Annotated in this window: 19 protein-coding genes and 1 pseudogene; 12 read left to right on the forward strand and 8 right to left on the reverse strand. The window is 72.6% G+C overall.

The genetic code is table 11. The features are described 5' to 3' along the window. The first annotated feature begins 3 nt into the window (after positions 1-3). The 6 genes from ACZ4Z4_RS25215 (at position 4) to ACZ4Z4_RS25240 (ending at position 6,948) form a co-directional block, all read left to right on the forward strand. Positions 4-2,049 (forward strand): dipeptide ABC transporter ATP-binding protein, encoded by a 2,046-nt coding sequence (locus ACZ4Z4_RS25215; RefSeq protein ID WP_468331410.1) that lies wholly within the window; start codon positions 4-6, stop codon positions 2,047-2,049. Then, positions 2,046-2,951 (forward strand): homocysteine S-methyltransferase, encoded by a 906-nt coding sequence (mmuM, locus tag ACZ4Z4_RS25220; protein WP_468331413.1) that lies wholly within the window; start codon positions 2,046-2,048, stop codon positions 2,949-2,951. The genes ACZ4Z4_RS25215 and mmuM overlap by 4 nt, the downstream gene beginning before the upstream one ends. Before the next feature lie 105 nt (positions 2,952-3,056). Next, positions 3,057-4,142: a WD40/YVTN/BNR-like repeat-containing protein gene (locus ACZ4Z4_RS25225; protein ID WP_468331416.1), complete on the forward strand. Its 1,086-nt coding sequence runs from the start codon at positions 3,057-3,059 to the stop codon at positions 4,140-4,142. 33 nt (positions 4,143-4,175) lie between these two features. Further along, positions 4,176-4,853: a uracil-DNA glycosylase gene (locus ACZ4Z4_RS25230; RefSeq protein ID WP_468309381.1), complete on the forward strand. Its 678-nt coding sequence runs from the start codon at positions 4,176-4,178 to the stop codon at positions 4,851-4,853. Next, the gene (locus tag ACZ4Z4_RS25235) at positions 4,838-5,902 is read left to right on the forward strand and encodes an N-acetylglucosamine kinase (protein ID WP_468331519.1); all 1,065 of its coding nucleotides are present in this window, start codon (positions 4,838-4,840) and stop codon (positions 5,900-5,902) included. The genes ACZ4Z4_RS25230 and ACZ4Z4_RS25235 overlap by 16 nt, the downstream gene beginning before the upstream one ends. A 95-nt stretch (positions 5,903-5,997) precedes the next feature. Then, complete coding sequence (locus ACZ4Z4_RS25240; protein WP_468331419.1) at positions 5,998-6,948, forward strand: sirohydrochlorin chelatase; 951 nt, start codon at positions 5,998-6,000, stop codon at positions 6,946-6,948. A 120-nt stretch (positions 6,949-7,068) separates the two neighbouring features. Here the strand turns inward: ACZ4Z4_RS25240 and ACZ4Z4_RS25245 are convergent, their stop codons facing one another. Then, the gene (locus ACZ4Z4_RS25245; RefSeq protein WP_468331422.1) at positions 7,069-8,109 is read right to left on the reverse strand and encodes a lactonase family protein; all 1,041 of its coding nucleotides are present in this window, start codon (positions 8,107-8,109) and stop codon (positions 7,069-7,071) included. A gap of 363 nt (positions 8,110-8,472) precedes the next feature. Here ACZ4Z4_RS25245 and ACZ4Z4_RS25250 point away from each other — a divergent pair, with 363 nt between their 5' ends. Then, positions 8,473-9,243, forward strand: coding sequence for an alpha/beta fold hydrolase (locus tag ACZ4Z4_RS25250; RefSeq protein ID WP_468331522.1), 771 nt, complete (start codon positions 8,473-8,475; stop codon positions 9,241-9,243). Continuing rightward, a complete protein-coding gene (locus ACZ4Z4_RS25255) occupies positions 9,240-9,767 on the forward strand; it encodes a hypothetical protein (RefSeq protein ID WP_468331425.1) in 528 nt (175 codons plus the stop codon). The genes ACZ4Z4_RS25250 and ACZ4Z4_RS25255 overlap by 4 nt, the downstream gene beginning before the upstream one ends. On the opposite strand, the gene ACZ4Z4_RS25260 is transcribed toward ACZ4Z4_RS25255, so the two are convergent. Together ACZ4Z4_RS25260 and ACZ4Z4_RS25265 are read right to left on the reverse strand one after the other, a co-directional pair. Then, positions 9,758-10,603, reverse strand: a complete 846-nt coding sequence (locus ACZ4Z4_RS25260) for an endonuclease/exonuclease/phosphatase family protein (protein WP_468331428.1) — start codon at positions 10,601-10,603, stop codon at positions 9,758-9,760. The genes ACZ4Z4_RS25255 and ACZ4Z4_RS25260 overlap by 10 nt on opposite strands. Before the next feature lie 43 nt (positions 10,604-10,646). Beyond that, positions 10,647-11,309 (reverse strand): TetR/AcrR family transcriptional regulator, encoded by a 663-nt coding sequence (locus ACZ4Z4_RS25265; protein ID WP_468331431.1) that lies wholly within the window; start codon positions 11,307-11,309, stop codon positions 10,647-10,649. A gap of 178 nt (positions 11,310-11,487) precedes the next feature. On the opposite strand from ACZ4Z4_RS25265, the gene ACZ4Z4_RS25270 reads away from it, so the two are divergent. Further along, on the forward strand, positions 11,488-12,486 hold the full coding sequence (locus tag ACZ4Z4_RS25270; protein ID WP_468331433.1) for an alpha/beta hydrolase family protein: 999 nt from the start codon (positions 11,488-11,490) through the stop codon (positions 12,484-12,486). Between the two features lie 25 nt (positions 12,487-12,511). Here ACZ4Z4_RS25270 and ACZ4Z4_RS25275 read toward each other — a convergent pair whose 3' ends face one another. The 3 genes from ACZ4Z4_RS25275 to ACZ4Z4_RS25285 form a co-directional block, all read right to left on the reverse strand. Continuing rightward, positions 12,512-14,005 carry an FUSC family protein gene (locus tag ACZ4Z4_RS25275; protein ID WP_468331436.1) on the reverse strand — a complete coding sequence of 498 codons (1,494 nt, stop codon included), beginning with the start codon at positions 14,003-14,005 and terminating at the stop codon, positions 12,512-12,514. A 191-nt stretch (positions 14,006-14,196) separates the two neighbouring features. Continuing rightward, positions 14,197-15,315: a sensor histidine kinase gene (locus ACZ4Z4_RS25280; protein WP_468331439.1), complete on the reverse strand. Its 1,119-nt coding sequence runs from the start codon at positions 15,313-15,315 to the stop codon at positions 14,197-14,199. 19 nt (positions 15,316-15,334) lie between these two features. Beyond that, a complete protein-coding gene (locus ACZ4Z4_RS25285; RefSeq protein WP_468331442.1) occupies positions 15,335-16,018 on the reverse strand; it encodes a response regulator transcription factor in 684 nt (227 codons plus the stop codon). Between the two features lie 86 nt (positions 16,019-16,104). On the opposite strand from ACZ4Z4_RS25285, the gene ACZ4Z4_RS25290 reads away from it, so the two are divergent. Continuing rightward, positions 16,105-17,214: an endonuclease/exonuclease/phosphatase family protein gene (locus ACZ4Z4_RS25290; RefSeq protein ID WP_468331445.1), complete on the forward strand. Its 1,110-nt coding sequence runs from the start codon at positions 16,105-16,107 to the stop codon at positions 17,212-17,214. Positions 17,215-17,223: 9 nt separating this feature from the next. On the opposite strand, the gene glgX is transcribed toward ACZ4Z4_RS25290, so the two are convergent. After that, positions 17,224-19,362 (reverse strand): glycogen debranching protein GlgX, encoded by a 2,139-nt coding sequence (glgX, locus tag ACZ4Z4_RS25295; protein WP_468331448.1) that lies wholly within the window; start codon positions 19,360-19,362, stop codon positions 17,224-17,226. Between the two features lie 310 nt (positions 19,363-19,672). Beyond that, positions 19,673-20,146 (reverse strand): annotated as a pseudogene (locus ACZ4Z4_RS25300) (pep a2); the annotation flags it as partial. Positions 20,147-20,403: 257 nt separating this feature from the next. On the opposite strand from ACZ4Z4_RS25300, the gene ACZ4Z4_RS25305 reads away from it, so the two are divergent. After that, the gene (locus ACZ4Z4_RS25305) at positions 20,404-20,658 is read left to right on the forward strand and encodes a DUF5133 domain-containing protein (RefSeq protein WP_468331451.1); all 255 of its coding nucleotides are present in this window, start codon (positions 20,404-20,406) and stop codon (positions 20,656-20,658) included. Between the two features lie 59 nt (positions 20,659-20,717). Further along, positions 20,718-22,714: alpha-1,4-glucan--maltose-1-phosphate maltosyltransferase (locus tag ACZ4Z4_RS25310; RefSeq protein WP_468331454.1), on the forward strand; the 1,997-nt coding region annotated here is incomplete at its 3' end.

Raw genomic sequence — 22,714 nt, forward strand, 5'->3', positions numbered from 1 at the left:
AAGATGACCGAGCCGCTGCTCACCATCGACGACCTGAGCGTCGACATCACCTCACGCGAACGCACCGTCCACGCCCTCGACGGCGTCTGTCTGACCCTCGCCCCCGGCGAGGCCCTGGGCATCGTCGGCGAGTCCGGCTGCGGCAAGACGATGACCGCGCTGAGCGTCCTCGGGCTGCTGCCGCCGGGCGGCGGGATCACCGGCGGCCGCGTCCTGTTCGACGGGCAGGACCTGGCCACCGCTCCCGCACCCGTCCTCCAGGACGTCCGCGGCAACACCATAGGAATGGTCTTCCAGGACCCGCTCACCTCCCTCAACCCGACGATGCCCATCGGGGCGCAGGTGGCGGAGCCCCTGCTCCTGCACCGCCCCGGCATCGGCAGGAAGGAGGCCTGGGCGCGCGCCCGGGAAATGCTGCGCCTCGTCGGCATGCCGCAGCCCGCCGAGCGCATGAAGGCCTATCCGCACCAACTGTCGGGCGGCATGCGGCAGCGTGTGGCGATCGCCATGGCGCTGGTCTGCGAGCCGAAGCTGCTGATCGCCGACGAGCCGACGACCGCCCTCGACGTGACGACGCAGCACCAGATCCTGGAGCTCGTCGACGACCTGCGCGCCCGGCTCGGCATGGCGATGATCCTGGTCACGCACGACCTGGGCGTGATCGCCCACCGGGTGGACCGGGTGGCGGTGATGTACGCGGGCCGCGTCGTCGAACAGGCCGCCGTACGCCACCTGTTCGGGCATCCGCGCCACCGCTACACCGAGGCGCTGTTCGCGGCGCTGCCCGAGCGGGTCGCCGGGAGCGGCACCGAACTGCACACGATCCCCGGCCTGCCCCCGAACCTGGCGGTGCGCCCCACGGGCTGCCGTTTCGCGCCGCGCTGCGCCTTCGCCACGGACGAGTGCCGTGCCGGGGAACCCCCGCTCGCGGACGACGACGTGCGCGGCGCGGCGCACCGCTTCGCGTGCTTCCACCCGGTGCCGGAGGAGGGCGTCACCGAGGATGACGTCGTGGTCCCGGCGACCGCGCCCGCCACCGCCGCCCCGGGCGCCGTCCTCGTCGAACTCGACTCGCTGGTCAAGGAGTTCCCGCTGAAGGGCGGCGCGTTCTCGCGCAGCCGGGGGACGGTCAGCGCGGTCGGCGGGGTGTCCCTGTCGATCCGCAAGGGCGAGACGTACGGCATGGTCGGCGAGTCGGGCTGCGGGAAGACGACGCTCGGGCGCATCGTCGCGGGCCTGGAGGAGCCGACGGGCGGCGCGGTGCGCTTCGAGGGCGCCGACCCGTCACGGATGTCGCGGGCGGAGCGGCGCACGCACCGGCGCCGCGTCCAGCTGATGTTCCAGGACTCCACCGCGGCGATGGACCCGCGCATGCGGGTCGGCGACATCCTGCGCGAACCACTCGTCATCCAGCGCGTCGGCAACCGCGCCGAGCAGGAGGAGCTGGTCGCCGGACTCCTCGACGCCGTCGGCCTGCCGCGCGGCGCCGTGCACCGCTACCCGCACGAGTTCTCCGGCGGCCAGCGCCAACGCCTCGGTCTGGCACGGGCGTTGACGCTCTCCCCCGACCTGGTGGTCGCCGACGAACCGGTGTCCGCGCTCGACGTGTCCGTGCAGGCGCAGATCCTCAACCTGATGCGGGAGCTCCAGCGCGAGCGCGGTCTCACCTATCTGTTCATCTCCCACGACCTGGCCGTCGTACGCCATCTGGCGGACACCGTCGGCGTGATGTATCTCGGCAAGCTCGTGGAGTCGGGCCCGGCCGAGCAGGTGTACGCGCATCCGCTGCACCCCTACACGCGCGGCCTCCTGGACACGGTCAACCTGCCCGACCCCGAGGCCGCGTCCGGCGCGCGTCGCACACCTCTGGAGGGCGAGACCCCCTCCGCGGCGCAGCCGCCCTCCGGCTGCCGCTTCCGCACCCGCTGTCCCGTCGCCCAGGAGGTGTGCGCCACGACGGAACCGCGGGTCAGCACGCCGAACGGGACCGGACACGAGGTGGCCTGCCACTTCCCGGCGACCGCGCCTCGGCTAGCGTCGCCGGCATGAGACTCGCCGACACCCTCGCTCAACGCCCGGTCGTGCTCGACGGGGGCCTCTCCAACCAGCTGGAGGCCGCGGGGCACGACCTGAGCGACGCCCTGTGGTCCGCGCGGCTCCTCGCCGACGAGCCGGACGCCGTCGAGGCCGCCCACCGCGCGTACTACGAGGCGGGCGCGGAGGTCGCGATCACCGCGAGCTATCAGGCGACGTACGAGGGGTTCGCGCGACACGGCATCGACGCGGGCCGCACGCGCGAACTGTTGCATCTGAGCGTGGAGTTGGCGCGCCGCGCCGGGAACGGTCTCGGGCGTGCGGTGTGGGTGGCCGCGTCGGTGGGGCCCTATGGGGCGATGCTCGCCGACGGCTCCGAGTACCGGGGTCGGTACGGCCTCTCCGTGGCCGCACTGGAGCGCTTCCACCGGCCGCGCCTGGAAACCCTCGCCGAAGCGGGGCCCGACGTCCTCGCCCTGGAGACGGTCCCGGACGCCGACGAGGCGCGGGCCCTGCTGCGGGCGGTCCGCGGCCTCGGGGTACCGGCCTGGCTGTCGTACAGCGTCGCGGGTACGCACACGCGCGCGGGCCAGCCTTTGGAGGAGGCCTTCGCCCTCGCCGCCGACGTGGACGAGGTGATCGCGGTCGGCGTGAACTGCTGCGATCCGCGGGACGCCGACGCCGCGGTGGCGCTCGCCGCGCGGGTCACGGGGAAGCCCGTGGTCGTCTATCCGAACAGCGGCGAGACGTGGGACGCGCAGGCCAGGGCCTGGCGGGGTCCCACGCGGTTCGCGGCCGGGCAGGTCGCGGGGTGGCGGGCGGCGGGGGCGCGGCTGGTCGGCGGGTGCTGCCGGGTGGGCCCCGCGGCGGTCGCGGAGGTGGCGAGGGAGCTCGCGGGGCCAGGGCCGAAGGACTGAGGACACGGCCTTGACCTGCGGGAAAGTGCCGTCGGAGGGTGACTGTCAGTGGTCGGGTGCAGACTGACGCATACCTGAGACAACGACGTCGCGGAGGTGGCCACGATGGCCGATGTACTTCTGACCGTAGGCACGCGCAAGGGCCTCTTCATCGGCCGCAGGCGAGGGGGCGTCTGGGAGTTCGACGACACTCCGTACTTCAACGCGCAGGCGGTGTACTCGGTCGCCATCGACACCCGCGGCTCCACACCCCGGCTCCTCGTCGGCGGCGACAGCGCGCACTGGGGGCCCTCCGTCTTCCACTCCGACGACCTCGGACGCACCTGGACGGAGCCGACGAAGCCGGCCGTGAAGTTCCCCAAGGACACCGGGGCCTCGCTAGAGCGGGTGTGGCAGCTGCACCCGTCGGCCGCCGAGCCGGACGTGGTCTTCGCCGGCACGGAGCCCGCCGCGCTGTACCGCTCGGAGGACCGCGGCGAGTCCTTCTCGCTCGTCCGCCCTTTGTGGGAGCACCCCACCCGCTCCAAGTGGGTGCCGGGCGGCGGCGGAGAGGGCCTGCACACCGTGCTGACCGACGCCCGCGACGCCGGCGCGGTGACCGTCGCGGTCTCCACCGCAGGGGTGTTCCGCACCCTGGACGGCGGCGCCAGCTGGGCCCCGTCGAACAACGGCGTGTCCGCGGTGTTCCTGCCCGAGCCGAACCCGGAGTTCGGCCAGTGCGTGCACAAGGTCGCGCGGGACGCGGCCGACCCGGACCGGCTGTACTTGCAGAACCACTGGGGTGTGTACCGCAGCGACGACGCGGGCGCGCACTGGACGGACATCGGCGAGGGCCTGCCGTCCACCTTCGGCTTCGCGGCCGTCGCCCACCCGCACCGCGGCGGCACGGCGTACTTCTTCCCGATCACCGCGGACAGCGACCGCGTCCCGGCCGACCACCGATGTCGCGTCTACCGCACGGCGGACGCGGGCAGCAGCTGGGAGGCGCTGAGCGCGGGCCTCCCCGAGGACGACCACTACGGCACGGTGCTGCGCGACGCCATGTCCAGCGACGACTGCGACCCGGCCGGCATCTACTTCGGCAATCGCAACGGAGAGGTGTACGCGTCGGCGGACGACGGCGACAGTTGGCGGCAGCTCGCCTCCCACCTGCCGGACGTGCTCTGCGTGCGGGCGGCGGCCATCGGTTGATCGCCCCCGTCGTTACGGCAGTAGGGTGACGCCGTGGCACCACGACCCTTGCATGAAATCGTCGAGTCCGGCTGGGCCAAGGCCCTGGAGCCGGTGGCCGAACGGATCGCCTCCATGGGGGACTTCCTGCGCGCGGAGATCGCCGCGGGACGCACCTATCTCCCTTCGGGGGCGAACGTCCTGCGCGCCTTCCAGCAGCCCTTCGACGACGTCCGCGTCCTGATCGTCGGCCAGGACCCCTATCCCACGCCCGGTCACGCGGTGGGCCTGTCGTTCTCGGTCGCCCCCGACGTGCGGCCGCTGCCGGGCAGTCTCATCAACATCTACCGCGAGATGAACAGCGACCTGGGCCTGCCCCCGCCGTCCAACGGTGACCTCACGCCATGGACCCAGCAGGGCGTCCTGCTGCTCAACAGGGCACTCACCACCGCCCCGCGCAAGCCCGCGGCCCACCGCGGCAAGGGCTGGGAAGAGGTCACCGAGCAGGCGATAAGGGCACTGGCCGCGCGCGGCAAGCCGCTGGTGTCGATCCTGTGGGGGCGGGACGCGCGCAATCTGCGGCCGCTGCTCGGGCAGTTGCCCTCGGTGGAGTCCGCGCACCCGTCCCCCATGTCGGCGGACCGCGGCTTCTTCGGCTCGCGCCCCTTCAGCCGGGCCAACGACCTGCTGGTCCAGCAGGGGGCGCAGCCGGTGGACTGGCGGCTGCCGTGACTCCCGCCGAGTGGGTGCTGGGCGTCGATTCCGGCGGCTCCGGGCTGCGGGCGGCGCTGCGCGCGTCACACGGCACGCACCGCCCCGGCCACGTGTTCGTTACGGAACCCGTGTCCGTTACGGAACCCGTGTCCGTTACGGAACCCGGGCGCACCACGGAACCCGTGCGCACCACGGAACCCGTGCGCACCGGGCCGCGTGGCATCGACGCCGGGCACCTGCTGGAGCAACTCCTGCCCATGGCGCGCGGCTTGCTGGAGCGGGCCGGTGGTGGGCGGATCACGGCTGTCGCCATCGGCGCGGCAGGTATGGCGAGCCTCGGTGACGACCTCCGCGCCGAACTGCCGTCGGCGCTCGGCCGGACGCTGGGGGCGCGCCGCACGGCGCTCGCCGCGGACGCCGTCACCGCGTACGCGGGCGCGCTCGGCGACCGCCCCGGCGCGGTGGTCGCGGCGGGCACCGGCCTGATCGCGATCGGCACGGACCTGACCGCCTGGCGCCGCGCCGACGGCTGGGGGCACCTGCTCGGCGACTGCGGCGGCGGCGCCTGGATCGGCCGCGCCGGACTCGACGCGGCGCTGCGGGCGCACGACGGCAGACGCGGCGGTTCGAAGGCCCTGCTCGCGCGGGCCGAGGAGATGTTCGGCCCGGCCGCGGAGTTGCCGGCCCGGCTCTATCCCCGTACCGACAGGCCCGCGATGCTCGCCTCCTTCGCGCCCGAGGTGGCCGGCGGCGCGGCGGACGACCCGGTGGCGAGTGACATCCTGCGGGCGGCGGCCCGTCACATCGCCGAGGCGGCGGCCGCCGTCTGCCCTCCCGCCGACGCGTGCGAAGTCGCCCTTACCGGCGGCCTGTTCAAACTGGGCGCGCCCCTGCTCGTACCGCTGCGCGCCGAGCTCGCGGACCAACTGCCGCACGCGCGGCCCGTTCCCGCGGCCGGCGACCCGCTGGACGGGGCGCTGCGCATAGCGGCCGATATCGCCGCGGACCGGCTGCGGCTGCCGCACGACGCGCGCATGCTCTCCGTCCACAGCGAAGACGACAGTTGACCTCTACGTAATTCATCAGACAAAAACGGACTTATACCGCCCACCTGCACCCTCCCCGAACAGGGATGGCCCGCAAGCCAGTAGCATGCGGGCGCATGAGCTCCCCCACTGGGCCCGCATCCGGCCTGCCTGTACGAATGCCGCGCCCCCGTCAGCCGGGCCGGCACCGCCGTCCGGAGCCCGTCGCGGCTCCTGAGGGCGCACCCGCGCTTGTTCTCGCCGTGCCGGGCACCCCCAGCACGTCCACGCGCGGCCTCGCCGAGGAAGTCGTGAGCATCGCCCGCTCCGAGCTGCCCGGTCTCGACGCCAGAATCGGTTACGTCGACGGTGAGGAGGACGCCACCGTCACGTCCTTCCCCGAGTTCCCCTCGCTACAGTCCGTGCTCGCGCGCGCGGCGGCCGAGCGCGCCGCCCGCCTGGAGCGCGCGCGCGAGGCCGGCGCCGAGGTGGCGGAGACCGCTGAGGCGGATGGGCCCGTCGCGGTCGTCGTCCCGCTGCTCGCGGGTCCCGACAGCGCGCTGATGCGCCGTATCCGGCAGGCCGTCATGGACAGCCGTGCCGCCGTCGAGCTGACGGATGTGCTCGGCCCGCACCCGCTGCTCGCCGAGGCGCTGCACGTGCGGCTGTCGGAGGCCGGCCTCGCCCGCGCCGACCGTGCCCGTCTGTTCACCGTGGCGACCGCCGCGGACGGCATCGTGCTGGCCACGGTCGGCGGCGAGGAGGCCGTGCAGGCCGCCGGGATCACCGGCATGCTGCTCGCCGCGCGCCTCGCGGTGCCGGTGATGGCCGCCGCGCTCGACGAGGAGGGTGCCATCGCGGCCACCGCCGAGCAGCTGCGCGGCTCGGGCTCCGCCCAGCTGGCGCTCGCGCCGTATCTGATCGGCCCCGAGCTCGACGGCGCGCTGCTCGACGCGGCCGCGAAGGAAGCGGGCTGCTCCGTCGCCGAGCCGGTCGGCGCGTACCCGGCGATCGGCAAGCTGGCGCTCGCCAAGTACACGACGACGCTCGGCATCACGCCGCAGCCTTCGGGCGCGCCCGTGCACTGAGCCGTTCCACCTGTACGCCGATGGGCCCGCCCCGATGTGGGGGCGGGCCCATCGGCGTACCCCGACGCACCTCGGCGTACCCCGACGCACCTCGACGCACCTGGGCGTGTACGGACCGTCTCAGTCGAAGATCACGCAGGAGGCGGCCGGCACCTCGACGGAGCCTGCCCGGCTCGGGATGCCCGTCTCCTGGTCGATCGTGAACCAGGTGACGTCCCCGGAGCGCTCGTTCGCCGCGTACAGGTGCCGTCCCGTCGGGTCGACGTCGAGGTCGCGCGGCCAGTGTCCGCCGCACGGCACGGTCGCCGTCAGCCGCGGCGCGTCGCCCTCCTCGTCCAGTGCGATGACCGAGATGACGTCGGTGCCGCGCGTGGCGGTCCACAGGAACCGCCCGTCGGGCGCGACGACGACCTCCGAGGGGTAAGCGTCCCCCTCCGGGGTCTCCGCGAGGACGGGCAGCTCACCGAGCGGCCCGAGCGTACCGTCGGCGGCGTCCCACGTGCAGACGGTGAGAGTGGGGCTCAGCTCGTTCAGGACGTACGCGCGGTCGCCCCGCGGATGGAAGACGAGGTGCCGCGGGCCGGAGCCCGGCCGCAGCGCGACCTCGCGGTGCAGGGTGAGACCTTCGTGCCCGAACGCGCAGACGCGCACGGAGTCCGTGCCGAGGTCGACACTGACCGCCCAGCGGCCGCTCGGGTCCGCGAGGACCTGGTGGGCGTGCGGGCCCTGCTGACGCTCCGGGTGCGGTCCGGAGCCGGTGTGCGGGAGTTCGCTCGCCGCCGCGGGGGCGAGGGTTCCGTCGGCGCTCAGCGGCACGGCGGTGACGCTGCCGGAGCTGTAGTTGGCGGCGAGTACGTGCCCGTCGTACAGGGCCAGGTGGGTGGGCGCCGAACCGACCGGCACGGGCGGCCCCACGAGCTCCGCCGTCTCTTTCCCGGTCCGGAAGGCGGCGAGGGCGCCGTCCGGGGTCTCGCTGACCGCGTAGAGCGTGTCACCGGAAGGGGAGAGCGCCAGATAGGACGGGTCGGCGACCGCGTCCGTGGCGCCGAGGACGGTCAGGGCGCCGGTGTCCGGGGCGACGGCCGCGGTGACGACACCTGGCCCCCCGGCCGCGGTGAAGGATCCGATGTACGCCCGCTCCGCCTGCCTGCCGACGACCACTGCCAGTTCCCCTCTCGCCGGGGCGCCGCATCCGAGGCGCCGCTCGTGCGGCCGACGCTAGCAGCCGGTCTGGACCAAGCGGTGACCGGAGGTCTTGCCGGGGCCTCTCCGGAGCCTTCGGCGGGGGCCGTGGTGAGGGCGGTCGGCTCCTGGGCAAGGTCGGTTTCGGGGCGCGGTCCGCTCCCGCACGGCCCGCGCCCGTTCACCGCGCGGGTACCCCCCGGCGGGCTGATCCACCGCGTATGTGCCCGATGCACATGCTCGCTCCGGGTGTGGCGCGTCGCGTCACGCCCCGGCCGGTCCGGCGCTCCCACCGGGCTGGCCGCGAGTCATGCGGAAGGCGATGGTGGGCAAGTGGATCACATGAACGACCTCGGCTTCTACGTCCGCGGCTACGGGCCTCCACCGCGCGAGGACCGGCCGCCCACAGTGCTCGTGCACGGGCTCGGACTCTCGGGCCGGTACTTCGTGCCGCTCGCGCGGCGGCTGGCCGCCGGCGGGGCGACCGTACTGGTGCCGGACCTGCCGGGCAACGCGCGTTCGCGAGCCGCCGTGCGCCGCGCGCCCGAGGTCGGAGAACAGGCCGACGCGCTGGCCCGCCGGGTCCGGCGGCTGTCTGCGGTCCCGGGCCCGGTCGTGGCCAACTCGGTCGGCTGCCAGGTCGCCGCCGCCCTGGCCGCCCGCCACCCCCACCTGGTGAGCCACCTGGTGCTGATCGGTCCGGCGCTCGAACCGGGGGTCTCCGGCGTACGCCAGTTCGGACGGCTCGTCGCGGACGCCCCCGCAGAACCGCTGGGCCTGCTGTCGCTGGCCGCGTTCGACTACCTGGTGACCGGTCCGCTGCGCTGCGCCGCGTCCTTCCGGCACGCGCTGCGGGACGCGGCGGATGCATTCGAGGTGAACCTGTCCCGGGTCCGCGCGCCCACGCTCGTCGTACGGGGAGCGGGTGACACCATCGCCTCCGGCACATGGACCCGGCGGGTGGCGGGTCTCGTCGCCGACGGGCGCGCGGCGGACCTTCCCGGCGCGGCGCACGCGGCCCACTACAGCGCGCCGGACGCCATGGCCGCACTGATCGAGAAGTTCACAGCAGGAGAAGCGGCAGAGGCGGGAGAGGTGGGAGAGCCCGGATGACATCCACGCAGGACCCCTCGCAGGACCCCTCCCAAGGGGAACGGCCCTCGCCCTGGCTGCGCCTGCTGCCCGGCATCTCCCCGAAACGCCGGGGCTTCGTCCTTGCCTGGTGGGGCTTCGCCCTCACCTTCGGCGGCATGCGGCTGCTCACCTGGCTCATCCACATCGACGTGGCCGGCATCGGCGACATGCAGGCCGGCGGCGTCCACATCCACCACTACGTGTGGGGGATCGTGCTGCTCGCGGTGGTGGGCGCGGCGGGCCTGGCCGAACGCTCGGCGCGGGCACGCGCGTGGATGGGGCTGGCCTACGGCGTGGGGCTGGCCCTCGTGGTCGACGAGGCGGCGCTCCTGATCAGTCTGGAAGACGTGTACTGGGACACGGAGGGCGGCGTCAGCATCGCCCTGGCCATCGCCGTCATCGCCGTCGCCGGCAGCGTCCTCGCGGTCACCCGGGGGCGGCGCGCCTCGAAGAACGATCAGGACGGCGCCGGCGAAGGTGCGCGGACAGGCTCTCAGGACTGAGCGGGGTCCACGTCGGCGTACAGCAGGTTGTGGTCCGAGTACGGGGTGGGTCGCACGGCGTGGTCGAGCGGGGCGACGCCGCGCAGGAAGACGTAGTCGAACTTGCTGAGCCAGTCGGTGGTCGGCTCGCAGGTGGCGGCGGTCGAGGGACGGCACCGGGAGCCCGTGTTCTCGGTCAGTGCCCACATCCGGGTGAGCTCGGGCGCGTCCGGCACGGCGTTGAAGTCGCCGAGCGCGATGGCGCGGTCGTGCCGGGCGACGGCCTCGGCGAGCACGCGGACCTGTTGCGCCCTGACGGCCTCCTGCCGCCGCTGGGCGAGGTGGGTGTTGAAGACCCGGACGGGCCGGCCGCCCACCATCGTCGTGACGGCCATGTACCCGCGGTCCTCCGACCCGCCGTCCGGGTACTCCACGCTGACGGGATCCGCCATCGGTGCCGCCGAGAGCAGCGCCTGCCCGAAGGCGCCCGGGTTCCACGGCACTCCCCCGCAGCGGCCCCAGTCCCGGAGAACCGTCCCGTACTCGACGTGGTAGGCCAGACCGTAGAAGCGCTTCAGGTAGTCCCTGATCTGTTCGACGTCACGCGTGCACGCTTCCTGCAAGCCGATGACCTGGGGCGCGTACGTGGCGATCTCCGCGGCCCGGTCGACGTTGCTCTCCTCGCAGGGGTTGCAGATGTTCCACGTCATGACCCGGTTCGGCACGATGTCCTTGACCGCGTGAACGGGCAGTGGCCTGCCGAAGGGAACACCTTTCGGCGCACTGGGACCGACGAACACCAGGCAGGCCACGCTCATCACGGTCACGAGCAACCACGTGCCCTTTCCGAGCACCATCGCCTCCTCATCACGCGGACGCACAACGTGTGCAGTCTGCACCCTACTTCGGGGCCCGCACCTCACGCCCCTGCTCATCCCCCTGCCCATGCCCCTGCTCAAGTCCCTGAAGGAGAAGGGCGATCAGGCGTCGGGGGTCGTAGCGGGGGTCGTTGTCGCGTCCGATGCAGAGGTTGCCGATGCCGCGCATCAACTCGTAGGGCTGCGTACCGGGCCTGATGTCGCCGGCCTCGACCGCGGCGTCGAGCAGTTGGGCGCAGACGGGCAGCAGGCGGTCGAGGAAGTACGCGTGCAGCGCGGCGAATCGGTCGCTGTCGGATTGCAGGGCGTCGGCGAGTCCGTGCTTGGTGACCAGGAAGTCGACGAAGAGGTCGATCCACCGGCGCAGCGCGTCGAGCGGCGAGTCGGCACTGGCCAGCAGGTCCGGGCCCGCCTCGGCGCACGCCTCGATCTGGTGGCGGTAGACGGCGGTGACGAGATCCGCGCGGGTCGGGAAGTGGCGGTAGATCGTGGCCATCCCGACGCCCGCCCGCGCCGCGATCTGACGGATCGGCGCGTCGACGCCGGAGATGGCGAAGACCTCGGCGGCGGCGGTGAGCAGCGTCTGCCGGTTGCGCTGGGCGTCGGCCCGCTTGCTCCGGGAGGGGGGCTCCGCTGCGGGGTGCGGGGGCCCTGCGGGGTGCTCGGCGCTGCGCTCGGCGGGCATCACGTTCTCCTTCGACACCGATGGCTCGACTGATGGTTCGACACACCGGTGGTTCGACACCGATGTTTCGGCACTGCTTGACAAAGCGGATCAGCGCTCCGGATAGTAAGTGGAGCGTAGTTCCGTTTCAGAGTAGTCGAAACGCACCGCTCCTTCACGCCTAAGGGGAACCCACACCGTGAGCACATCCACACCTATATCCGCCACCACCGACGCCTTGGGAGCACCCGCCCCGGTCCTGTCCTTCAGCCCCGTCACCCTGCCCGTGCCCGGACGCCCCGTGGACCTTCAGGTGCGCGTCTCCGCCCCCGCCATCACCGGGGCAGGAACCGGGGCGGGCACCGGAACCGGCCTCCCCGTCATCCTCCTCTCCCACGGCCATGGCCCTTCCCACAACCTCTCCTCCCTCAACGGCTACGCACCGCTCGCCGACTTCTGGGCGGCACACGGTTTCGTCGTCATCCAGCCCACCCACCTCACCTCCAGGACACTGAGCCACCTGGTCTCCGACGCCCCGGGCGCACCGGACTTCTGGCGCTCCCGCGCCGAGGACATGACACACATCCTCGACCGGCTCGACGTGATCGAGAGCGCCGTGCCGCAGCTCGCCGGGCGGATCGACCGCAGCAAGGCCGCCGTCGCGGGGCACTCGTACGGCGGCTTCACCGCCGCGCTCCTGCTCGGCGCGGGACTCACCGACCCCGACACGGGGAAAGTGGTGCACCTCGCCGAGCCCCGGTTCAAGGCGGGCGTCCTGCTCGCGGCGCCCGGCGGGGGCGGCGAAGCCTTCAACGGCCCCATGGCCGCGCAGTGGCCGGTCATCGGGGCCGTCGACTTCTCCACCATGACGACGCCCGCGCTGGTCGTCGCCGGCGACAAGGACGACCCCCGGCACTTCACGGACGCGGGGCCGGACTGGCACGCCGAGCCCTACGCCCTCTCCCCCGGCCCCAAGACCCTGCTCACCCTGTTCGGCGCGGAACACGGACTCGGCGGGGTGGCCGGCTACGACGCCGCCGAGACCACCGACGAGAACCCCGAGCGGGTGGCCGCCCTCGCCCGGCTCACCGCGGCCTACCTCCACACGCGGCTCCACCCCGGCAGCGGCGCCTGGCAGTCCGCGGTCGAGGCGTTGGCGTCCCGCCCCGACCCGGTCGGACGCGTCGAATCCAAGTAAGCCCGGCGAGCCGGGGAGCGGTCCGTTACGCCGGTTCCTGCCGCTGGAGAGGCACGGCCATCGCCGCGAGCGCCCGCTCCAGGCCGTGCAGGTGGGTGAGGGCGGGGTGGTGCCCGGCGGTCTGCGGGACGGGCGGCTGGGGCTCGCCCGCGCGGCGGGAGCCGGTCGGGGAGGTCAGCGCCTCCACCGCCACTTCCACCCGCCAGCAGGCAGCCGCGAGTCGGTCGTCGTGGGAGGCGACGGGGTCCGACGCCGCGGCGGCGAGCGACCGCACCTCCTGCGCGCAGGTGTCGAGCAGCGCCAGCACCTCGCGAGCCCGCGCCTTCCTCTCCCGGCTGTAGTGCAGCGGATGCACCAGCGGGGAGACCGCCAGCCGCACGCGGGCGAGCAGCACCTCCAGCTCGGCCACGCGCGGCGCGGGGTCCGCTCCCTCGGTTCCGGCGAGGCGGGCGGCGGTCTCGGCCGCGCAGGCGTGCACGCAGTGCAGAGCGCGGCGGATCCACTCGTCGGTGACCGCGTGGGTGGTCACCGGCAGCACGAGCAGGACGGCGAGCACGGCTCCGAGCGCGCCGACGGCGGTCTCCGCGACGCGCAGCACCAGCAGCGACGCGTCCAGGACGCCGAGCAGCCCGTACAGCATGGAGGCCATCGCCGTCACGAAGAACATCATCCAGCTGTAGGAGACGGCCGCCGTGTAGAAGATCCCGAAGATGCTCACCGCCACGACCAGGGCGGTGGGCACGGCGGCCCCCTGTACCGGGAGGGCGACGGCGAAGCCGACCACGATGCCGAGGACGGTGCCGAGCACCCGGCGGAAGCCCCGCACCAGGGTCTCGCCGCGCGACACGGTGTTCACGAACACCCACCATGTGGCGCCGACCGCCCAGTACCACCGCTGGTCGGACAGCGCCTGTCCGACGCCGAGCGCGAACGCCACTCCGGCGACCGCCTGCACGGCCTGGCGCGTGGTCACCCGGGCCAGGCCTCTCCCCTGCGACAGCGCGGGCACGGCTGCCGCCGGGCGGCCCCGCTCGTAGCACCACAGGCCGAACCGCACCGTCGAGGAGGCGCACAGGGAGAGCAGCACCGCCGCGTACAGCTCGGGAAGCTGGGCCGGGACCGTGTGCAGGAACTGGGCGGCGAAGAAGGTCATGAAGGCGAAGACCCCGAGAGCGTGGCCGCGGGGGCCCCAGCGCCGCGCGTAGACGCCCGCTCCGACCACGGCGAGGAAGGCCGCGTCCCTCGCCAGGGGGTAGTCGTGCAGTCCGGCGGCCACGGCCAGTACGGGGAAACCCACCGCGGGCAGCAGGGCGGTCGTCACCGCCTGACCGCGCACCGTCGGGTCGGTCACGGTGAAGAGCGCGAGGAGCGCGGCGAGTCCTCCGACGATGGCCGCGGAGAGGGAGTGCCCGACCAGCCCGCACACGGCCACGGCCAGGGAGATGCCGATGACCGCGCGTGTGGCGCTGCGCAAGCGCAGCCGCCCCGGATCCGGAGCCACGAACACCCTCTTCAGCACAGCTTCCCGCCCCTCTCGGCACACAGATATGAAGTCGGCACACGGACACAAAGAAGGCGCCACGGAGTCCGCAGCGCCATCGACATCCCCATAAGACCATCTAGTCGCCGTCCGGCTCAACCGGAACCCGCTTGAGTGGGCCATTGGCCCAGTGGTCGCGCTCTCCGTAGCGCCGGGGGCGGACCAACGGGTCATTCCGCGAGGGGTGCCGTCGGGGATGGCGCCGGGGATGGCGCCGGGGGTGACGCCAGGGACGTCCTGGGCAGCTCCACCGTGATGCGGATGCCCCCCGCGGGGCGCGGGGTGAGAGTGAGGGTTCCGTCGTGCGCCCGGGTGATGGTGCTGACGATGGCCAGGCCGAGGCCGACGCCCGCCTGGTCGCCGTGGGTGCGCTCGGTGCCGCGCTGGAAGGGCTCCGTGAAGGTGGAGACCAGCTGCGGGGTGAGGTGCTCGCCGGTGTTCTCGACGGTGAGCACCACCGTCGTGGGTTGGACGCCGGTGTGGACCCATACGGTGCCCCGGCCGGGCAGATTGTGGACGATCGCGTTCTGCACGAGGTTCGTGGTCAGCTGCAACAGGAGCTCCGGCGATCCGGCCGTGGGCGCGATGTCGCCGGAGGTCTCGACGGTGACGCCGTGGTTCTCCGCGAGCGGGAGCAGTGTCTCGGTGGCCTCTTCCGCGACGAGGGACAGGTCGACGTGTTCCCGCGTGAAGGACCGCTGGTTGGCGCGGCTGAGCAGGAGCAGTGCCTCGGTGAGGCCGATGGCCCGGGTGTTGACGGCCTGGAGGCGGTCGACGAGCGCGCCGGTGTCGTGGTGCGGATCGGTGCGGGCCACGTCGAGCAGCGCCTTCGAGATCGCCAGCGGGGTGCGCAGTTCGTGCGAGGCGTTGGCCGCGAACCTCTGCTGTTCGGCGACGTGCGCTTCGAGCCGTTCCAGCATGCCGTCGAAGGCGTCGGAGAGTTCGCGGAACTCGTCGTCGCGGCCTTCGAGGCGGATGCGGTGGGCGAGCGACCCGTTCGCGGCCAGGCGTGTGGCGTGGGTGATGCGGGTCAGTGGGGCGAGGACGCGGCCGGCGAGGACCCAGCCTCCCAGGAATCCGAACACCAGCAGGAACACCATCGCCGCGGTCGCCGCCGGGGCGAACATGCCCAGGAGGAGCTGCCGGTTGGGGTTCTCGTGGAGCATGCGGCGGTCCCAGTCGTCGGGCACGTACTCCAGGAGGTACACCCAGACGGCGGCGAGCAAGAGAGTTCCCGCGAGCATGGTGAACCCGACGTAGCTGAGGGTGAGTTTGAGGCGCACGCTCATGCCGGGCTGCCTGGCCGCGCTAGCCACGGGGTTCCCCCTCCGGCCGCGCGTCGATGCGGTAGCCGACGCCGGGCACGGTGGCGATGACCCAGGGTTCGCCGAGCCGCTTGCGCAGCGCCGACACGGTGATGCGTACGGCGTTGGTGAACGGGTCGGCGTTGTCGTCCCAGGCCCGCTCCAAAAGCGCTTCGGCGCTGACGACACCGCCTTCGGCGGCGACGAGGACTTCGAGGACGGCGAACTGCTTGCGGGTGAGCGCGACATAGCGGCCGTCCCGATACACCTCGCGGCGGAACGGGTCGAGGCGCAGGCCCGCGATCTCGCGCACGGGCGGCCGGCAGTGCGCGCGTCTGCGGTCGAGTGCCCTGAGTCTGAGCACCAGTTCCCGCATGTCGAAGGGTTTGGTGAGGTAGTCGTCGGCGCCGAGCCCGAAGCCGGTGGCCTTGTCGTCGAGCCGGTCGGCGGCGGTGAGCATGAGGATCGGCAGGCCGCTGCCGGAGGCGACGACGCGTGTGGCGATCTCGTCGCCGGTGGGTCCGGGGATGTCCCGGTCGAGGACGGCGATGTCGTAGGTGTTGACGCTCAGGAGCTCCAGGGCGGTGTCGCCGTCACCCGCGATGTCGGCCGCGATCGCTTCGAGGCGCAGGCCGTCGCGGATGGCCTCCGCCATGTAGGGCTCGTCCTCCACGATCAATACGCGCATGGTTCGAGGCTACGAGCCCACGCATATCGTCGGCGTATCGAAAACGGCATACGCGTCGGCAACACCGCAGCGCCTTGACTGGCGGCATGAATCAAACCTCGCCAAGCCCGCCCCTGGTGCCCGCAGATGTACGCCCACCTCGTCCAGGACCCGACGATGCCGCGGTGACCGGGCAGGGAGCGGCGGACGCCTCGCTCACCCCCCGGCCGGGGCCGTGGCGGCGCGGCCCGGTCCTCGCTGCGCTCGCGCTCCTCCTCGGGCTGCTCATGCTGCTGCACGCGCAGGTCCCCAACCGGGTCGGGAACCTCGGCAGCCTCCTGGAGACCTTCCTGCCGTGGTCCGGCCTGTGCGTCCCGCCACTGCTGGCCGGGGCGGTGTGGCGCCGCTCCGCCTCCGCCGCGGTCGCGCTGCTGCTGCCGGTCACGGTGTGGCTCAGCCTCTTCGGCGGGCCGCTCGGCGGGGTGGTCGGCGGACTGTTCGGCGCGTCCCGGCCGGCCGGCGACCTCACCGTGGTCAGTCACAACGTCGGCGCCGACAACCCCGACCCGGCCGGCACCGCGCGCGACCTGGCCGCCTCCGGCGCGGACATACTGGCGCTGCTGGAAGTGACCCCGCAGGCGCGGGGCACGTACGAGAAGGAGCTGGCGAAGGCGTACCCGCACCACGCGGTGCGGGGCACGGTCGGCCTGTGGAGCAAGCGGCCGCTGACCGGCACCCGGCCGGTCGACACCGCGATGGATGCCGGGCCGTTGGCGGAGACCAAGCCGGCCTGGGCGCGCGCGGCCGGCACCCGGGCGCTGCGCACCACGGTGGCCACGGACCACGGGCCCCTCGCTGTGTACGTCGCCCATCTGGGGTCCGTACGGGTAAGTCCCCGGACGGGCTTCGGGACGGCCGACCGGGACCGGGGCGCGGGGGCGCTCGACAAGGCCGTCGCCGCCGAGCGGAACGATCGGGTGGTGCTGCTCGGCGACCTCAACGGCACCATGGACGACCGCGCGTTCGACGGTCTCACCGCACGGCTGCGCTCGGTCCAGGACGCGGCCGGGAGCGGCTTCGGCTTCAGCTGGCCCGCGCGGTTCCCGGTGGTGCGGATCGACCAGATCCTGGTCCGCGGCGTGGAGCCGAAGAGCTCGTGGGTGCTGCCGGCCACCGGCAGCGACCATCTGCCGGTGGCGGCCGGGATCGACTGGTGAGGGCCGGTGTCAAGGAGTGACCGCACGGCCGGGGACAGCCCGTCGGGCGGGCCGGGAGAGCAGGAGCAGGCTGTGGGGTTCCATGGCGACCTCCCCGCCCGCCTTGTACTCGACCTCGTCGGCGATCCCCTCGGCGTCGGTGGTGTCGATGCGGGTCGTCCACCGTTCGCCGTACGCGGCGTCCGGCAGGTGGAAGAGGATCGGCTCCCGGTGGCTGTTCAGCAGGAGGAGGAAGGAGTCGTCGACGACGGGGCGTCCCTGGGCGTCGGGCTCCGCGATGGCGTCGCCGTTGAGGAAGACGCCGACGGCGTGCGCGTCGGGCCACTGCCAGTCCTTGTCCGTCATCTCGCGCGCGTCGGGCCGCAGCCACACCAGGTCGGGCAGCGGTTGGTCCTCGTGTGTCGCGGTGTCGCCCCGGAAGAAGCGGCGTCTGCGCAGCACGGGGTGGGCGAGGCGGAGGTGGATGGCGCGGCTGGTGAAGCCGATCAGGTCGCGCTGGGCCTCGGTGAGGTCCCAGTCGATCCAGGAGATCTCGCTGTCCTGGCAGTAGGCGTTGTTGTTGCCCTGCTGGGTGCGGCCGAGTTCGTCGCCGTGGGCGAGCATCGGTATGCCCTGCGAGAGCATGAGCGTGGCCAGGAAGTTGCGCTGCTGGCGCGCGCGGAGTTCGAGGACCGCCTCGTCGGTGGTGGGCCCCTCGACGCCGCAGTTCCACGAGCGGTTGACGCTCTCGCCGTCCCGGTTGTCCTCCTGGTTGGCCTCGTTGTGCTTCTCGTCGTACGAGACCAGGTCGCGGAGGGTGAAGCCGTCGTGCGCGGTGACGAAGTTGACGCTGGCGCGCGGGCGGCGGCGGTCGTGCTGGTACAGGTCGGACGAGCCGGTCAGCCGGGAGGCGAACTCTGCGAGCGAGTGGTCGGCGCCGCGCCAGAAGTCCCGTACGGAATCGCGGTACTTGCCGTTCCACTCCGACCACAGGGGCGGGAAGTTGCCGACCTGGTAGCCGCCGTCGCCGACGTCCCAGGGTTCGGCGATGAGTTTGACGCGGCTGACCACGGGGTCCTGCTGGACCAGGTCGAAGAAGGCCGAGAGCCGGTCCACGTCGTGGAACTGCCGCGCGAGCGTGGCCGCCAGGTCGAAGCGGAACCCGTCGACGTGCATCTCGGTGACCCAGTACCGCAGCGAGTCCATGATGAGTTGCAGGACGTTGGGGTGGCGCATCAGCAGGCTGTTGCCGGTGCCGGTGGTGTCGAAGTAGTGCGCGGGATCGTCCTCCGCGAGGCGGTAGTACGACGCGTTGTCGATGCCGCGGAAGGCGAGTGTGGGGCCGTTCTCGTTGCCCTCCGCGGTGTGGTTGTAGACCACGTCCAGGATCACTTCGAGCCCGGCCCGGTGGAGCGCCTTGACCATGGACTTGAACTCGGTGACCTGCTCGCCGCGCGAGCCGTGCGCCGCGTAGGCGTTGTGCGGGGCGAAGAAGCCGATGGAGGTGTACCCCCAGTAGTTGGACAGGCCGCGGTCGCGCAGGAAGCCGTCCTGGACGTACTGGTGGACCGGCATGAGCTCGACCGCGGTCACGCCCAGGGACGTGAGGTGGTCGATGACCGGCTCGGTGGCGAGGCCCGCGTAGGTGCCGCGCAGTTCGGCGGGGACCTCGGGGTGGGTGCGGGTGAGGCCGCGCACATGCGTCTCATAGACGACCGTCTCGGCGTACGGGCGGCGTGGCGGCCTGTCGTCCTCCCAGGCGAAGGACGGATCGGTGACCACCGAGAGCGGGGTGTGCCCGGCGCTGTCGGCGGGGTCGGGGCCCTGCGGCGCGCGCTCGAAGAGGGCCGCGTGGTTGTCCGTCTGGCCCTCGATGGCCCTGGCGTACGGGTCGAGGAGCAGCTTGGCGGGGTTGCAGCGGTGTCCCGCGGCGGGATCCCAGGGGCCGTGCACCCGGTAGCCGTAACGCCGGCCGGGGCCGACACCCGGCAGGTAGCAGTGCCAGACGAAGCCGTCGACTTCGGTGAGGGTGATGTTCCGGTGTGTGCCGTCGTCGTCGATCAGTACGAGGTCGACCCGGTCGGCTATCTCGCTGAAGAGGGCGAAGTTGGTGCCTTCGCCGTCGTAGGTGGCTCCGAGGGGAAAGGGGGCGCCGGTCCAGGTGCGCACGCAACTGCCTCCGTACGGGGGGGGCTCAGGGTCGGACGGGAGCGGGCCGCGCGTGGCCGCGGCCGCTCACTCGGGCGGTCGCGGCCGGCGCGTCGCGTCGTCGCTCTCCACGGATACGGCGTTCACGCGTGTCCGGCGCTCACACCGCGGGTTCCTGCTCCGCCATCCTCGTCCGGAATGCGTCCGCCCGCAGTCCGTGACGCGGCCGGTGACGTGCTCCGTGACGCGGTCCGTGGGCGCTCGCGGCGGCCGGCGCGGCCACGGCGGCCGGGACGCCCGCGGCCGCGGGGACCGGGGCGTCGGCCTCGTCCGGGTTGGCGAGGACGGCGTGGCGTACCTCGCGCGGCAGTTCCAGCGCCTCGCGCAGGCTGGGGGCGGGCGCCGCGGGGGCCAGCGGGGCCCGTTCGGGCGCACGGGCGCGGCGGGAGAACCAGATGATCTTGCCGTTGGTCGCCGGGAAACTGCCCCAGCCGTCGCTCATGGCGGCGATCTGCGTCAGGCAGCCCTGGGGCCCGTAGTGCCGTTCGGGCAGGTCGCGGTTGTTGTCCGACACGGCGGTGATGAGGTGCTGCCCGCTCCACCACATCTCCACGACGGTCCTCTTGTCGGCTCCGTACTCATCGATCTCACGGAGCAGCACGCCGGTGCAGTGGCAGACGGATTCGACGAGGATTTCCAGCCCCCAGTGCCGGAGATGCGCGGTCAGGATGCGTCTGACCTGGTCGATCCTCTCCGGGCTTACCTCGACATCGAGGTGGTAGTAGCAGGGGATCGCGGATTTCATTGCTCTTGGCTCCTCTCGGCGAAGCTTTTTCGCCCCGCCCCGGTCTGTTTGACCGAGCCCCGAACACGAAGCGTGAGCACTGATCGCTTCTGAGTCAGTCTCAGAGTGAGAGCACTACTCCATCCGCGCAACACGAGACGGAACCCGAGGGAGAACCCGAGGCGGAACCCGAGGCAGACGAGAACCAGATCGTTGAATACCCAACAGGACGCTTCGTGCTCACACGTGCACCATGGGTCAGAAGGTTCGACAGGAAGGTGACCGGCGTGACGCTGCTGCCTGCCAGGGCCGAGGTCGCACGGCATCTGCGCCAGTACCGGTCGTGGGAGCGGAGACTGCTCGCCCACCCCGCCGACCTCGCCGTGCGCATGCGCTTCGAGGACACGGCGTACACGCTGTGTGTGCTGATGGGTGAGTCCAAGGCGCGGGTGGCCGCCGACGCCGCCGAGCTCTTCCTGCGTCCGCGGACCACGCGCAGGGTGAAGCCGCCCCCGGTTCCCCGGGGTTCGTGACGACGCGCGGCACCTGCGAGACAGACCGACTGCACGCAAGCCCGGCGGAGGAGGGACCGATGACGTCAGCTCCACGGACGACCCCTGTTGCCACCGCTGTGCCCGGGTCCCCGCCCCTGCCCCCCGGCGTGCCCGTCCTGGACGTCCACCCGGTCGTCGACTGCGGCCGGCGCCCCGCGAAGGCGGTCCCCGGCGAGACCTTCCAGGTCACGGCGACCGTCTTCGGCGAGGGCCACGGGGCGGTCGGTGCCAACGTCGTGCTGCTCGGACCCGGCGGCCGCCGCGGGCCCTGGACACCGATGCGGGAACTGGCCCCGGGCAGCGACCGGTGGGGCGCGGACGTCACCGCGGACGCCGAGGGGCACTGGACGTACCACGTGGAGGCCTGGGCGGATCCCGTGCGGGACTGGCGGCGCTCCGCCGAGATCAAGGTCCCGGCCGGTATCGACGCCGGGCTGATGCTCGAAGAGGGCGCGCTGCTGTACGAGCGGGCGGCGGCCGGAGTTCCGGCGGGGCGGGGGCGGCAGGCGCTGCTGGCCGCTGCCGACGCGCTCCAGGACGACGTGCGTTCCCCGGCCGCCCGTCTGGCGGCCGCACTCACCCCGGAGGTGGAAGCGGTCCTCGCACGCCACCCCCTGCGTGAGCGGGTCTCCCGCTCCCCCGACCTCCCTCTGCTGGTGGAGCGGGAGCGGGCTCTTTTCGGGTCCTGGTACGAGTTCTTCCCGCGCTCGGAGGGCGCCGTCGTCGAGGAAGGGGCCCCGCCCGTCTCCGGGACGTTCCGCACCGCGGCCGAACGGCTGCCCGCCATCGCCGCGATGGGCTTCGACGTCGTCTACTTGCCGCCGATTCACCCCATCGGCTCCACCTTCCGCAAGGGCCCCGACAACTCCCTGTCATCCGGACCGTACGACGTCGGCGTGCCCTGGGCGATCGGCTCCTCCGAGGGCGGGCACGACGCGGTCCACCCGGACCTCGGCACGCTCGACGACTTCGACGCGTTCGTGCGCCGGGCCGGTGAGCTCGGCCTCGAAGTCGCCCTGGACTTCGCGTTGCAGTGCTCCCCCGACCACCCGTGGGTGGAGAAGCACCCCGAGTGGTTCGCACACCGCCCGGACGGCTCCATCGCGTACGCCGAGAATCCGCCGAAGAAGTACCAGGACATCTACCCGATCGCCTTCGACAAGGACATGCCGGGGCTGATCGCGGAGACCGTACGGCTGCTGCGGTTCTGGATGGCCCACGGCGTCCGCGTCTTCCGCGTCGACAACCCGCACACCAAGCCCGTCGAGTTCTGGGAGCGGGTGCTCGCCGAGGTCAACGCCACCGACCCGGACGTCGTCTTCCTCGCCGAGGCGTTCACACGGCCCGCGATGATGCGGACCCTCGCGGCCATCGGCTTCCAGCAGTCGTACACCTACTTCACCTGGCGCAACACCAAACAGGAGCTGACCGACTACCTCACCGAACTCTCCACCGGGACCGGGCACTTCCTGCGCCCGAACTTCTTCGTGAACACGCCGGACATCCTGCCGGGATACCTCCAGGAGGGCGGCCGTCCCGCCTTCGAGGTGCGGGCGGCGCTGGCCGCCACCCTCGCGCCGAGCTGGGGCATGTACGCCGGGTACGAGCTGTGCGAGAACACCCCGGCGCGCCCCGACTGCGAGGACTACCTGCACTCGGAGAAGTACGAACTGCGCCCGCGCGACTGGGAGGCCGCCGACCGCGAGGGCCGCTCCATCGCACCCCTGATCACCGAGCTCAACCGGATCAGGCGCGCCCACCCCGCACTGCGGCAGCTCAGGAACCTGCGTTTCCACCAGGCCGACAACGAAGCGGTGATCGTCTACAGCAAGCGTGCAGGTCATGACACGGTTCTGGTCGTCGTGAACCTCGACCCGCACCACACCCAGGAGGCCACGGTCACACTGGACATGCCGCAACTCGGCCTCGACATGGACGGCTCCGTGCCGGTGCGCGACGAGCTCACCGGCGAGACCTACCACTGGGGCAGGGCCAACTACGTGCGCCTCGAACCGGGCCGCGCCCCCGCGCACAT

The sequence above is a fragment of the Streptomyces sp. NPDC030245 genome, assembly GCF_055572995.1.